The following is a 13,081-nucleotide window of genomic DNA, read 5'->3' on the forward strand; positions in this document are numbered from 1 at the left end:
ATCCGGCGTCCCGGCGGTGCTCTGTCAGTGTGGACCTCGTACGGCACGGCGGACCGATGACCGCGACCGCTCCGGTCGGGCGCGGGCTGCGGACGACACGGGAGGACGGCGTCGTGGCGGTTTCGACGGCCCGGGACGCCGTCCGGGACGATCTCGGCGAGGTGTTCCGCCGCGACTACCGGCGGGTCGTCGCCGTCGCCGGCCGGGTGCTCGGCTCCCGCGACGAGTGCGAGGACGTCGCCCAGGAGGTCTTCCTCGCCTTCGGCCGGTCGGCGGTGCCCGCCGACGAGGCGAGCGGCTGGCTGACCGTCGCCGCCGTCCACACCGCCCTGAACCACATCCGGTCGGGGCGTCGCCGCGCGTCGCGCGAGGAGTCCGCGGCCGTCTCCGACGCCGCCGTCCGGCCCACGATCTCCCCCGACGTCGCCGACGTCGTGGTCACCGCCGAGGAGCGGAGCCGCGTCCGCGCGGCCCTCGGTGCCCTGCCGCACAAGCAGGCCGCCGCCCTGGTCCTCCGTCACAGCGGGCTGTCCTACGCCGAGGTCGCGACAGCCCTCTCCATGTCCCCCGGCAGCGTCGGCACGACCGTCCGACGCGCCGAGTCCGCACTGCGCAAGGAGTTGACCCGTCATGCGTCATCCGACTGACGGCGTGCTGCGCCGGCTCGTCGACGAGCCGGTCGGCGTCGCCGACGCCGACCGCGAGCACGTCGCGGCCTGCCCCGTCTGCCTCACGAGCCTGGCGAGCGCCCGTGCCGACGCGGCCGCCGTCGGCGCCGCGCTCCGGTCCGACTCCCTCGCCGACCCCGTGACCGACATCGACGTCGACGCCGCCTGGGCCCGGCTCACGGCGGCCCAGTCGCGGAGCACCGCCGTCCGCGCTCCCGCCCGGCGCCGTCGCTGGGGGGCCGCGCTGCGCCGACCGGCGGTGGCCGCGCTGGGCTTCGCCGTCGTCGTCACGGGCGCCGGCGTCGCGGCCGCGAACGACTGGCTGCCGATCTTCGCCACCGAGGAGATCGAGCCGATCGCCATCAGCACCGACCTGGACCTCAGCGCGGTACCCGACCTGACCGACTACGGGACGCTCGAGGTGACCGGCGCCGAGGAGCCGGCGCCGGTCGCGGACGAGGCGGCGGCCGAGGAACTGACCGGCCTGGACGCTCCCGAGGTGGCCACCCTGCCCGACGGCGTGAGCGGGCAGCCCCAGTACATGGCCATCGGCGAGGTGGCGGCCACGTTCACGTTCTCGGCCGAGCGCGCCGAGCAGGCCGCGGCGGAGGCCGGCGAGGAGCTGCCGCCCGTGCCGCCGGGGCTCGACGGCGCGCAGGTCCGGCTGACCGCCGGACCCGGGCTGGCCGCGGTCTGGGCCGGCGACAGCGGCGTCCCGGCGCTCGTCGTCGCCCGCGCGGTCGCTCCGGCGGCCTTCGCGTCGGGCGCCGACTTCGAGCAGCTGCGCGACTACCTGCTCTCCCTGCCCGGTCTGCCGGAGGAGGTCGCGGCGCAGCTGCGCAGCTTCTCCCCGGACGCCTCGACGCTCCCGCTGCCGGTGCCGGCCGAGTACGCGACCAGCACCCCGACCGAGGTGGACGGCGAGGACGCCACCCTGCTCGCGTCCCGCGACGGATTCCTCGCGGCAGTCGTCTGGGTGGAGGACGGCGTCGTCACCGCGGTCGCCGGATCGCTGTCGGAGGGCGAGGTCCTCTCCATCGCCTCCGGCCTGCGGTGACCAGGGCTCCGGAGGCGAGGGCACCCGAGACGGCGGCGGCGGAGCTCCTGGCGGGGCTGCCGCCGTCGCCGGCCGTCTGGTGCACCGGGCTGCGCAAGCGGTACGGACGTCGCCCCGCGGTCGAGGGCGTCGGTCTGACCGTGGGCCGCGGCGAGGTGGTCGGCCTGCTCGGCCCCAACGGCGCCGGGAAGACCACCGTCATCAAGATGCTGCTCGGCCTGGTGCGTCCCGATGCGGGCGAGGTGCTGCTGCTCGGCCGGCCCGCCACCGATCCGGCGTCGCGGGCGCGCGTGGGCTACCTGCCCGAGCTGTTCCGCTACCAGCCGTGGCTGACCGCGGCCGAGGTCGTCGACCTGCACGTCCGGCTGTCCGGCGCCGACGTGTCCGCGGCCGACCGCCGCGCGGTGCTGACCCAGGTCGGGCTGGGCGCCCGCACCGGCGACCGGGCGGGCACGTTCTCCAAGGGCATGCAGCAGCGGCTCGGGCTGGCCGTGGCGCTGGTCGCCCGCCCGGACCTGGTGATCCTCGACGAGCCGACCAGCGCGCTGGACCCGGTGGGCCGCGTCGAGGTGCGCGACCTCGTTCTGTCGCTCAAGGCCCGTGGCGTCGCCGTGCTGCTGAACTCGCACCTGATCGGCGAGGTGGAGCGCGTCTGCGACCGCGTCGTCATCCTCGACAAGGGCCGGGTGGCTGCCGCGGGCACGCTGCTCGAGCTGCTGGGCCAGCACGAGGTGCGGCTGCACCTCACCGACGTGCCGGCCGGCGTGGAGGCCCGGCTGGCCGCCACGGGAACGGTCACCCGCGAGGGCAACTGGTTCACCGTGGCCCTGCGCGACGACGACGAGGGGGCCGTGCCCGACCTCGTCCGCGACCTGGTCGGCCTCGGCGTCCGCGTGCACGCGGTCGAGCCCGGGCGGATCAGCCTCGAGGAGCGCCTGCTCGGCATCCTGCGCCACGACCCCGAGGAGGCCACGCCATGACCGCGCGCACGGTCCTGACGATCGCCGGGCTCACCCTCCGCGAGGCCTCCCGCCGGAAGGTGCTCCGCTCGATCGGCGTGCTGACGGTCGCCCTGCTCGCGCTCAGCGCCTGGGGCTTCTCCCGGCTGGCGGCCGAGGCCGAGTTCGGAACGCTCACCAGCGGCGAGTCCCGGTTGGTCGCATCGCAGCTGCTCAACCTGGTCATGTTCGGGATGAGCCTGATCACGGCCCTCGGCACGGCATTCCTGGCCGGTCCGACGGTCTCGGGCGAGATCGAGTCCGGCATCGCCCTCTCGGTGCTCGCCCGGCCGGTCCGCCGATGGGCCGTGCTGCTCGGCAAGTGGCTCGGGCTGGTCGCCTTCGGCAGCGGCTTCGTCGCCGTGGCGGGGCTGGCGCAGTGCGTCGTCGTCCAGCTGACCGTCGGCTACTGGCCGCCGGAGCCGGTCGTCGCCCTGCTGTTCCTGGCCGCGCAGACCGTCGTGCTGCTCACGCTCGCGCTGCTGCTCTCCAGCGCCCTCTCCCCGATGGCGTCGGGGGTGGTGGCGGTCGGCCTGTTCGGGGCGACCTGGATCGCCGGCGTCGTCGGGGGCATCGGCCAGGCGCTCGGGAACGACGGCGTGGCCCAGGTCGGCGTGATCTCGCGGATCATCCTGCCCACCGACGGGTTGTGGCGCGGTGCGATGCACGCGCTACAGGACCCGGCCGCGCTCGCCCAGTTCGGCTTCGAGATGGAGGGCTTCCCGTTCCTCAGCGAGGCGCCGCTGACGCCGGTCTACCTGGCCTGGGTGGTCGTGTGGGTGGCGATGGTGTGGGGCCTCACGGCGCTCGCCTTCTCCCGCCGCGACGTCTGAGCGGCTCCGACGACTAGCGTTCTTCCCGATGAACGCTCTCCCCCCACCGTCGGAGTCCGCGCTGCGCCGTGCGCTCGTGCGCGCCGAGCGGGGCGTGACTCTCGACGCGACCGAGGCCGAGACGCTCCTGCACGCCCGCGGCCTGGGCGAGGGCGAGCCGCTGGACCGACTGCTGACCGCGGCCGGGCGGATCAGGGACGCGGGCCTGGCCTCGGCCGGGCGGCCCGGCGTCGTGACCTACAGCAAGAAGGTCTTCATCCCCCTGACGCACCTGTGCCGCGACCGCTGCCACTACTGCACGTTCGTGACGACGCCCGGCCAGTTGCGCGCCGCCGGCAAGGCCCCGTTCCTCTCCCCCGACGAGGTGCTCGACATCGCGCGGTCCGGGGCGGCGATGGGCTGCAAGGAGGCGCTGTTCACCCTCGGCGACCGGCCGGAGGACCGCTGGCCGGTCGCGGCGTCGTGGCTGGAGGCGCACGGGTTCGACTCGACGCTGGGCTACCTGCGGGCGATGGCGATCCGCGTGCTCGAGGAGACCGGGCTGCTGCCCCACCTCAACCCCGGCGTCCTGACCTGGGAGGAGATCCAGCGGCTCAAGCCGGTGTCGGCGTCGATGGGGATGATGCTCGAGACGACGGCCACCCGGCTGTGGTCCGAGCCCGGCGGACCGCACTTCGGTTCGCCCGACAAGGAGCCGGCACTGCGGCTGCGCGTGCTGGAGGACGCCGGGCGCTCCGCCGTCCCGTTCACCACCGGCGTGCTGCTCGGCATCGGCGAGGACTACGCCGAGCGGGTCGAGGCGATCGGCGCGATCCGGGCGTCCGCGCAGCGCCACGGGCACGTGCAGGAGGTCATCGTCCAGAACTTCCGGGCCAAGCCGCGCACGGCGATGGCCGCGCACGACGACCTGGACCTGCAGGAGTACGTGGCGGCGGTCGCGGTGACCCGGCTGCTGCTCGGCCCGAAGGCACGCGTGCAGGCCCCGCCGAACCTGTCCGACTCCACTGAGCTCGGGCTGCTGCTGCGGGCCGGAGTCGACGACTGGGGCGGGGTCTCGCCGCTGACGCCCGACCACGTCAACCCGGAACGGCCGTGGCCCAACCTCGAGGAACTGGCCAAGCTGACCGATTACGCCGGGTTCGAGCTGCGCGAGCGGCTGGCCGCCCAGCCGCCGTACGTGCTGGCCCCCGAGCCGTGGCTGGACCCGCGGGTGCGCCCGCACGTCGGCGCGCTCGCCGGGCCGGACGGCCTCGCTGTCGAGGAGCGGATCCCGGTCGGGCTGCCCTGGCAGGAGCCCGACGAGGCCTGGACGTCGTCCGGGCGCACCGACCTGCACGTCGAGGTCGACACCGTGGGCCGCACCACCGACCGGCGGTCGGACTTCGACGCCGTGTACGGCGACTGGTCGGAACTGCGGTCGCGCACCGAGAGCGCCCGCGACGGGCACTCCACCGCGCTGGCCGCCGGCGACCGCGACGTGCTCGCCGCCCTGCTGCACGCCGAGGTCGATCCCGCCGGGCTCTCCGACGCCGAGTACCTGGCGCTGCTGGGCGCCGACGGCACCGACCTCGAGAACCTGTGCGCCCTGGCCGACGCGGTGCGCGCCGACGTCAACGGCGACTCAGTCACCTACGTCGTGAACAGGAACATCAACTTCACCAATGTCTGCTACACCGGCTGCCGGTTCTGCGCCTTCGCCCAGCGGCGCACCGACGCCGACGCCTACACCCTGTCGATGGAACAGGTCGGCGACCGGGTCGACGAGGCGTGGGCGGCCGGCGCCACCGAGATCTGCATGCAGGGCGGCATCCACCCCGACCTGCCCGGCACCGCCTACTTCGACCTGGCTCGCGAGGTGAAGCGCCGGCAGCCCGGCATCCACCTGCACGCGTTCTCACCCATGGAGATCGTCAACGGCGCCGCCCGCACCGGGCTGTCGTTCGAGGACTTCCTGACCGCTGCCAGGGAGGCCGGGCTCGACAGCGTCCCTGGCACCGCGGCGGAGATCCTCGACGACGACGTCCGCTGGGTGCTGACCAAGGGCAAGCTGCCGAGCGCGACCTGGCTGGAGATCATCGGCACCGCGCACCGCATCGGCCTGCCGACGACGTCGACGATGATGTACGGCCACGTCGACACCCCGGCCCACTGGGTCGCGCACCTGCGCACGCTCGCCGCGCTGCAGGACGAGACCGGCGGCTTCACCGAGTTCGTGCTGCTGCCGTTCGTGCACCACAACTCCCCGATCTACCTGGCCGGGGTGGCCCGGCCCGGCCCGACGGTGCGGGAGAACCGGGCGGTGCACGCCGTCGCCCGGCTGCTGCTGCACGGTCGCATCCCCAACATCCAGACCTCGTGGGTGAAGCTCGCTGACGCCGGCACGAAGGCGGTGCTGCAGGGCGGGGCCAACGACCTCGGCGGCACGCTGATGGAGGAGACCATCAGCCGCATGGCCGGCAGCGAGAACGGCTCGCTGAAGACGATCGCCGAGCTCGAGGCGATGGCCGCCGCGATCGGCCGGCCCGCCCGGCAACGGACGACGGAGTACGGGACGCCGTCGGCCGAGCGCCTGGCCACCGCCCGCTCCGACGAGGGCCGCCGCCGGCTCACTCTTTCGATCACGCCCGCGTGAGGACGACGCGGCGCCTGCTCTCCTGCGCGGCCGTCGCACTGCTGGCCGCCTGCGGCTCGGTGCTGCAGCCCTCCGGCGACCTCGCGGAGGCGCTCGTGGTCGAGCTGCCCGGCTACGTGGCGGCCGCGCCGGGTCAGATTCCTCTGACGCTGTGCGACCCGCTCCCCTCGGGCACGGGGCCCACGCCGCCGCCGCTCTCCGGGGAGCTCGGCGAGCCGGCGGCCGCGTTCTACCAGACGGCCCCGGCGACCCTCGAGGCCTACGCCTGGCGTGCCTCCGCGGAGGCGGCGCGAGCAGCCGACCCGGATGCGGCCCCGGACTCCGACGAGGAGGCGGCCCGGCTGTTCGTCGAGGACGCGCGGTCGGCGGCCGCCGGATGCGAGTTCGAGCTGTTCACCGACGCGGACACCGACGGCGACGGCATGCTCGACACCGGGACGAGCGACGTCCAGTCGGTCGAGCCGTGGTCCGGGTCGGGCTGGGAGGGCGTGCGCATCCACCGGGTGGTCTCCGGCCAGGAGCAGACCGACCGCCGGCTCGTGTACGCCGGGGACGTCGTCCTGCTGGTCGTCATGCGCGCCGATCGCGACGATCCGGAGATCCTCGCGCCTGCGGACGACTTCCTGGAGGCGGTCGCCGAGCGACTGGGGTGACGGGGGATGAGTCTGGCGGCGCCGAGAGGTCTACCTCTCGACCGGGTCGGCCAACCCATCGGGAGCACGGCATGGGCCTCATCCACATCGAGTTGTTCGCCACCCTCGACCTCGTCGGGCAGGCGCCCGGCGGCCCCGACGAGGACACCGAGGGAGGGTTCCCGTTCGGCGGCTGGCAGGCGCCCCTGATGGACGACGTCGCCGGCGCGCAGGTCGGTGCCGCGTACGAGGGCACCGACGCCCTCCTGCTCGGCCGGCGGACGTACGACATCTTCGCCGCCTACTGGCCACACCAGGAGGGCGGCGAGGACGACGGGATCGCCACCCTGTTCAACAGCGTCCCGAAGTACGTGGCCTCCCGCGGCAGACCCGACCTCTCGTGGGCCGGGTCCACGCAGCTCGGCCCTGATCTGGCCGGCGCGGTGCGCGAGATCCGGGACCGGCACGAGCACGTGAAGGTCGTCGGGAGCCTGAACCTGGTGCAGACCCTCCTGCGCGAGAAGCTCTTCGACCGGCTCGACCTCTGGGTGCACCCGATCATGCTCGGCGTGGGGAAGAAGGTCTTCGACGGCGGCGCGGTGCCCACGAACGTCACGCTCCTCGAACCGCCGGCGGCGGGTCCGAAGGGCACCGTGTACCTGCGCTACGGGCTCGCAGATGGCACACCGGCGACGGGCGACATGACCGGGCCCGATCGCGGGGCCGGGCGCGAGGTCTGAAGCCACCCGCGCCTTCCGATCAGAAGATCGTCGCGTCCAGGCGGGCGGCCAGCCGGGCTGCCTTCTCCGCTCGCCGGGCTGCTCGTCGAGCGGCGGTGAGGCGGTGGGCGCGCGAGGCGGCCGCGGCGCGGGCCTGCAGCTCCGCCATGCGCCCGGCGACGAACTCGTACTCGGGGCCGATCACGGGACTCTCCTCTGGATGGTGACGGGGTGCCGGACGGGGACGGCAGGTGCAGGCCGGCGCGGCCGGCGGCGTGTGGACCGATCGCGGCCGGTCACGGGCGGGCGGGGATGCCGTAGGTGAAGAACAGGACCGGCTCGCGGCGCTCGGTGGCGTCGGACTGCTCCCGGTCGTTCCAGCGGGCGAGCAGGTCGGCGACCTCGCGGGACAGCTCGCCGAGCTCGTCCGGGGTCAGGTGCAGCCACTTCTCCATGGCGAACGCGGTCGACCGCCACGGCTCGCGCTCCTCGTCAGCGGCCGCGAACCAAGCGCGCACGTGCCCGCTGTGCCGGTCGATGGTCAGCGACTGGACGGCCTGTGCGATGGCCTCCTCGGCCGGGTCGTCGGAGAGCGCCGCGCCGGACCAGCGCAGCGAGCGGGCCACCAGGCGCCACCAGCGCTCGCGCCGGTCCTTGGCCAGCTCCGGGGCCTCCTCGACCAGGCCGACCTCCGCCAGCGCCCGGATGTGGTGGCTGACGTTGCCGACGTGCTGGTCGGTGCGCTCGGCCAGCACGCTGGCCGTGGCCGGGCCGTGCACCCGGAGCACGTCCATCAGCCGGCGGCGCAGCGGGTGAGCCAGCGCGGCGAGCACCCGCGCGTCGGTGACCTCGCGGACGTCCCGTCGATCGCTCATGGCACCACTATGACCGCACAAGTGACATTGCACAAGACTTCTTGCACAATGATTCCTGCGGATGCCTCCCGGCCCGGCGCCGCCCGGATGGCTAGCCTGCGGGCGTGGGGTACTTCGGGAAGCTCGCGTTCAGCGCCGGCCGGTGGACCGCAGGGGCCCCGACCGCCGTCCCGTTCCTGCTGCTCGACGTGCACGACAGCGACATCGCCACGCTCGACTACCGCGCCGCGGACGCCTCGGGCGGCCGCTTCTTCCTCGGCCACGAGCCGCGCATCTACTTCGACGAGCCCGACGCGGCCGCCCCGGTCGACGTCGCTGCCGAGGCCCAGGGGTTCGCTCGCTGGGTGCACGAGACCACCGGGGCCGAGGTCGACCCGGCCGCGGTGGCCGACCTGATGGCCGCACCGGACGGTGCGCCGCCCCGCGACGAGGTCGTCGAGGAGACCGTCGAGCGGCTCCTCGCCCTGGCCGGGCTCCCCCTGCCCGACTGGCCGAGCGACGACGACGCGCCGGCCGGGTGAGTCAGGCCCCTGCCGGCACCGCCACCGCCGGCCGCGCGCCCCGCGCCACCCGGTAGACGATTGCCGCCTGCATCGCGTACGCGACCGCCATGCCGACGAAGAGCGGAACCAGCAGCGCCCACTGCCCGGTGGTGAACGGCCCGACGGACTCCAGATCGGTCGTCGCGATGCCCGCCGCCTGCACCGGGATGGCGAGCGCTCCGGCCCCGAGGACGAACCGCGTCCAGCGGGCCCGGCTCCAGGCCACGGCGATCGCGCCCGGCAGGAGGAAGACGACGTAGAACAGCGCGATGAAGGCCGTGCCGGTCCAGGTGAACTGCGGGGACCCGCCGGCGACGAGGATGACCAGGCGCATCAACCCCCGCGTGAGCGCCGTCCCGACCAGGCCGCCGAGCACCGCCGCCGCGACCCCCTGCGCGCCGGCGCGCACCAACCGGTGCCAGTCCATCCCTGCCTCCGTCCGCCCGGGTCGCTCGACCCGGCCGAGGGAGACTAGAGCCCCCGGGGCGCCCGGTGGCGCAGCGGACTCATCTGGCGGGAGCCGGGGCAGAAGTCTGTGACCGTGATCACGCCAACTCCTTGTCCGGTCACGTGCGCACCGTTAGCGTCCGGCCATCTGGCCGCGCTCCCGCGCCCCCAGCCCGGTTCGAACTCCTCGAGGAGCGCCCGTGGCAGTCCAGGCCCCCGACATCGACACCCTCACCCGCAACCCCCTCGAGCCCTTGAGCCCGGACGAGATCCGGCGGGCCTCGGAGCTCCTGCGGGAGCAACGCGACCTCGGACCGCAGGTCCGCTTCGTGACCATCGGGCTGCACGAGCCGCCGAAGCAGGCGGTCCTCGAGCACGACCGCGACGGCGGCCCGGCACCGGACCGGGAAGCCTTCGCGATCCTCTACGACCGCGAGCACCAGCAGACCATCGAGGCCGTCGTCTCGCTGTCCGGCGGCTCGGTCACGTCCTGGCAGGTCATCGCGGACGTGCAGCCCAGCGTGATGCTGGAGGAGTTCTTCAGCAGCGAGGAGATCACCCGGGCCGACCCGCGGTGGCAGGAGGCCATGCGCAAGCGCGGCGTCACCGACTTCTCCCTCACGATGATCGACCCGTGGGCCGCCGGCTACGACATCGACGACCCCAAGGGCCGTCGCCTGGTCCGCCCGCTGACCTTCGTGCGGTCCCGGGAGGACGACAACGGCTACGCGCGCCCGGTCGAGGGCCTGATCGTCCTGGTCGACCTCGACCTCATGGAGGTCATCGACGTCCGCGACCACGGCGTCGTCCCGCTGCCGGAGAAGGCCGGCAACTACATGCCGGAGCTGATGTTCGACGGCGACAACCGCCCCGCGCACACCCACCTGCGCGACGACGTCCGGCCGCTCGAGATCACCCAGCCCGAGGGCCCGAGCTTCACCGTCGACGGCCACGCGGTCAGCTGGCAGAAGTGGCGGCTCCGGGTCGGCTACAGCCCCCGGGAGGGGCTGGTGCTGCACCAGATCGGCTACGACGACCGGGGCACCCTGCGCCCGGTTATCTACCGGGCATCCCTGTCGGAGATGTACATCCCCTACGGCGACCCGGCACCCACCCACCGGATCAAGAACGTCTTCGACGAGGGCGAGTACGGGGTCGGGCTGCTGCTCAACCCGCTCGAGCTCGGCTGCGACTGCCTCGGCGAGATCCACTACTTCGACGTGACGGCCAACGACCAGGACGGCCAGCCGGTCACCATCCCGAACGCGATCTGCATGCACGAGGAGGACTACGGGGTCGGCTGGAAGCACACCGACTTCCGCACCGAGAAGGTCGAGGTCCGCCGCTCCCGGCGGCTCGTGGTGTCCTGCTTCGCCACCGTCGGCAACTACGAGTACGGCTTCTTCTGGTACCTCTACACCGACGGCACCATCCAGTACGAGGTCAAGCTCAGCGGCATCATCTCGACCGGGGCACTGGCCGACGGCGAGCAGCCGCGGCACGGCGTCGTCGTCGCGCCCGGCCTCTACGGCCCGCACCACCAGCACTTCTTCAACGTCCGGCTGGACATGCAGGTCGACGGCGAACGCAACTCCGTCTACGAGGTCGACGCCGCGGCACTGCCCCCGGGCCCCGACAACCCGTACGGCAACGCATGGGAGACGAAGAAGACGCTGCTGGCCCGCGAGAGCCAGGCGCAGCGGCTGATCGACCCGTTCGTCGCCCGCAACTGGTACATCGTCAACCCGAACCGGATCAACGAGCTGGGCCAGCCCACCTGCTTCAAGCTCATGCCGGGCGACAACGTGCTGCCCCTGCAGCAGGAGGGCTCGCAGGCCTTCTCCCGGGCGCAGTTCGCCTACAAGCACCTGTGGGTGACGGCCTACGAGCCGCGCGAGATGTTCGCCGCGGGCGACTACCCGAACCAGCACGGCTCCCCCGGCGGGCTGGTGGAGTACCAGAAGGCCGACCGACCGCTGGAGAACGAGGACCTCGTCGTCTGGTACTCCTTCGGCGCCCATCACGTGGTCCGCCCGGAGGACTGGCCGGTCATGCCCGTCACCTACGCCGGGTTCATGCTCAAGCCAGTCGGGTTCTTCGACGGCAACCCCGCCCTCGACATGCCCCGCTCGACCCCCGCCTGCCACACCGGCAACGGCCACGACAGTCATGACCATGCCGCGCACGGGGACGGGCACGGCAACGGGTCGGTGACCCGGTGAGCGCGGAGGCGGTCCAGCCGCACGCCGTCCAGTCCGACACCGGGCTGGCCCACGGATCGATGAGCCAGCTCGACGTGATGGCCCAGTCGGTGGCCGCCATCGCACCGAGCGCGGCCGCGGCCACCACCCCGGCCCTGATCGCGATCTACGCCGGGCACGGCACGTGGATCTCCTACGTGGCCGCGACCGTCGTCGTCCTCCTGGTCGGGCTGGTCGCCACCAAGTTCGGCCGGCGGTTCGCCTCCTCGGGGTCGCTGTACAGCTACGTCGCCCGTGGGCTGGGCTCCGGCGGCGCGTTCGCCGCGGGGTGGGGCCTGGTCATCGGCTACACGTGCATCTCGATGATCGGCGTCGTCGGCACCAGCATCTACTTCTGGAGCTTCCTCGGCACCATCGGGCTGACCGTGACCGGCACGTTCGCCATCTGCGTGATGCTGGCGATCGCCGGGATCGCCGCGGCGGCGTTCGCCATCATCGGCATCAAGATCTCCACCCGGGTGGGGCTGGTGCTGGAGATCATCTCGGTGGCGGCCGTGGGGATCGTGCTGATCACCGTCCTGGTCAAGAACGGTTTCACCGGGGACACGTCGCAGTTCACCCTGGAGGGCCTGTCCTTCGACGGCGTCACGTTCGGCATCGTGCTGGGCGTGCTCGGCTTCGTCGGCTTCGAGAGCGCGGCGAGCCTGGGCGCCGAAGCCCGGGACCCGCACCGCGCCATCCCCCGCGCCGTCCTCGGCAGCGCGGCGCTGGTCGGCGTCCTCTACGTCGTGGCGGCGTACACGATGGTCGTCGGCTTCGGCACGCCGGAGGCGCTGACCGAGAGCGGCGCACCGATCAGCGACCTGGCCGAGCGCAACGGGCTGGGCAGCATCGCCTGGATCGTCGACCTGGGGGTCATGGCCTCGTTCTTCGCGGTCACGATCGCCTGCATCAACGCCTCGTCCCGGATCCTGTACACCATGGGCGAGGAAGACATCCTGCCCACGGCTCTCGGCCGGGCGCACCGCTCGTACCGGACGCCGCACGTCGCGATCGCGGTCGTCGCCCCGGTCATGATCATCGTGCCGATCGTCATGGTGGCGAGCGGGGTCGAGCTGCTGAACGTGATCGGCTACACCGGCACGATCGGCACCTTCGGCTACATGCTGGGCTACCTGCTCATGGCGACCGCCCTGCCGTCCTTCCTGCGCAAGCGCGGCGAGGCCAGTCCTCTCTCCACCGTGCTCGCCGTCGTCGTCGTGGCCGTTCTGCTCTACGTCTTCTGGAAGAACGTGTACCCGGTGCCCGACTACCCGTTCAACCTGATGCCGTGGATCTTCCTCGGCCTCGTCGTCCTGGGGATGGCCTGGTACACCGTGATCCGCCTGCGGAAGCCCGAGATCGTCGAGGAGGTCGGCTCGTTCGAGGAGGAGCCGGTCCCCCCGGGCGAGCTCCGGTCATGACGGCCGGCTGACCG

Annotated in this window: 13 protein-coding genes; 10 read left to right on the forward strand and 3 right to left on the reverse strand. The window is 73.1% G+C overall.

What is annotated here, in order from left to right; translation table 11 throughout:
* Positions 1-113 precede the first annotated feature (113 nt).
* From ABD644_RS08990 to ABD644_RS09020, 7 genes are all read left to right on the forward strand, one after another.
* Positions 114-647 (forward strand): sigma-70 family RNA polymerase sigma factor, encoded by a 534-nt coding sequence (locus ABD644_RS08990; RefSeq protein WP_344688454.1) that lies wholly within the window; start codon positions 114-116, stop codon positions 645-647.
* Positions 631-1,725, forward strand: a complete 1,095-nt coding sequence (locus tag ABD644_RS08995; RefSeq protein ID WP_344688456.1) for a hypothetical protein — start codon at positions 631-633, stop codon at positions 1,723-1,725. The genes ABD644_RS08990 and ABD644_RS08995 overlap by 17 nt, the downstream gene beginning before the upstream one ends.
* Positions 1,722-2,705: an ABC transporter ATP-binding protein gene (locus tag ABD644_RS09000; RefSeq protein WP_344688459.1), complete on the forward strand. Its 984-nt coding sequence runs from the start codon at positions 1,722-1,724 to the stop codon at positions 2,703-2,705. The genes ABD644_RS08995 and ABD644_RS09000 overlap by 4 nt, the downstream gene beginning before the upstream one ends.
* Positions 2,702-3,556 carry an ABC transporter permease gene (locus ABD644_RS09005; protein ID WP_344688461.1) on the forward strand — a complete coding sequence of 285 codons (855 nt, stop codon included), beginning with the start codon at positions 2,702-2,704 and terminating at the stop codon, positions 3,554-3,556. Before ABD644_RS09000 ends, ABD644_RS09005 begins: the two co-directional genes overlap by 4 nt.
* A gap of 28 nt (positions 3,557-3,584) precedes the next feature.
* Positions 3,585-6,188 carry a bifunctional FO biosynthesis protein CofGH gene (locus tag ABD644_RS09010; RefSeq protein WP_344688462.1) on the forward strand — a complete coding sequence of 868 codons (2,604 nt, stop codon included), beginning with the start codon at positions 3,585-3,587 and terminating at the stop codon, positions 6,186-6,188.
* Positions 6,185-6,841, forward strand: coding sequence for a hypothetical protein (locus ABD644_RS09015; RefSeq protein ID WP_344688463.1), 657 nt, complete (start codon positions 6,185-6,187; stop codon positions 6,839-6,841). Before ABD644_RS09010 ends, ABD644_RS09015 begins: the two co-directional genes overlap by 4 nt.
* A gap of 71 nt (positions 6,842-6,912) precedes the next feature.
* Complete coding sequence (locus ABD644_RS09020) at positions 6,913-7,560, forward strand: dihydrofolate reductase family protein (protein WP_344688464.1); 648 nt, start codon at positions 6,913-6,915, stop codon at positions 7,558-7,560.
* 19 nt (positions 7,561-7,579) lie between these two features.
* Here ABD644_RS09020 and ABD644_RS09025 read toward each other — a convergent pair whose 3' ends face one another.
* Together ABD644_RS09025 and ABD644_RS09030 are read right to left on the reverse strand one after the other, a co-directional pair.
* Entirely contained in the window at positions 7,580-7,744 is a 165-nt protein-coding gene (locus ABD644_RS09025) for a hypothetical protein (protein WP_344688465.1), read from the reverse strand.
* Positions 7,745-7,835: 91 nt separating this feature from the next.
* Entirely contained in the window at positions 7,836-8,414 is a 579-nt protein-coding gene (locus tag ABD644_RS09030; RefSeq protein ID WP_344688466.1) for an ArsR/SmtB family transcription factor, read from the reverse strand.
* 104 nt (positions 8,415-8,518) lie between these two features.
* On the opposite strand from ABD644_RS09030, the gene ABD644_RS09035 reads away from it, so the two are divergent.
* Positions 8,519-8,935 carry a hypothetical protein gene (locus tag ABD644_RS09035; protein WP_344688467.1) on the forward strand — a complete coding sequence of 139 codons (417 nt, stop codon included), beginning with the start codon at positions 8,519-8,521 and terminating at the stop codon, positions 8,933-8,935.
* A gap of 1 nt (position 8,936) precedes the next feature.
* Here ABD644_RS09035 and ABD644_RS09040 read toward each other — a convergent pair whose 3' ends face one another.
* Positions 8,937-9,383, reverse strand: a complete 447-nt coding sequence (locus tag ABD644_RS09040; protein ID WP_344688468.1) for a hypothetical protein — start codon at positions 9,381-9,383, stop codon at positions 8,937-8,939.
* Positions 9,384-9,603: 220 nt separating this feature from the next.
* Between ABD644_RS09040 and ABD644_RS09045 the strand changes: the two genes are divergently transcribed.
* Complete coding sequence (locus ABD644_RS09045; RefSeq protein WP_344688469.1) at positions 9,604-11,625, forward strand: primary-amine oxidase; 2,022 nt, start codon at positions 9,604-9,606, stop codon at positions 11,623-11,625.
* Positions 11,622-13,067: an APC family permease gene (locus ABD644_RS09050; RefSeq protein ID WP_344688470.1), complete on the forward strand. Its 1,446-nt coding sequence runs from the start codon at positions 11,622-11,624 to the stop codon at positions 13,065-13,067. The genes ABD644_RS09045 and ABD644_RS09050 overlap by 4 nt, the downstream gene beginning before the upstream one ends.
* Positions 13,068-13,081 lie beyond the last annotated feature (14 nt).

The sequence above is a fragment of the Blastococcus jejuensis genome (assembly GCF_039534705.1).
In the GTDB taxonomy this organism is placed as follows: domain Bacteria; phylum Actinomycetota; class Actinomycetes; order Mycobacteriales; family Geodermatophilaceae; genus Blastococcus_B; species Blastococcus_B jejuensis.

What these genes read in the sequence shown, in the direction of transcription:
- ABD644_RS08995 (WP_344688456.1), top strand. Translation starts at nt 631, where the DNA reads ATGCGTCATCCGACTGACGGCGTGCTGCGCCGGCTCGTCGACGAGCCG.
- ABD644_RS09005 (WP_344688461.1), top strand. Translation starts at nt 2,702, where the DNA reads ATGACCGCGCGCACGGTCCTGACGATCGCCGGGCTCACCCTCCGCGAG.
- ABD644_RS09010 (WP_344688462.1), top strand. Translation starts at nt 3,585, where the DNA reads ATGAACGCTCTCCCCCCACCGTCGGAGTCCGCGCTGCGCCGTGCGCTC.
- ABD644_RS09020 (WP_344688464.1), top strand. Translation starts at nt 6,913, where the DNA reads ATGGGCCTCATCCACATCGAGTTGTTCGCCACCCTCGACCTCGTCGGG.
- ABD644_RS09030 (WP_344688466.1), bottom strand. Translation starts at nt 8,414, where the DNA reads ATGAGCGATCGACGGGACGTCCGCGAGGTCACCGACGCGCGGGTGCTC.
- ABD644_RS09040 (WP_344688468.1), bottom strand. Translation starts at nt 9,383, where the DNA reads ATGGACTGGCACCGGTTGGTGCGCGCCGGCGCGCAGGGGGTCGCGGCG.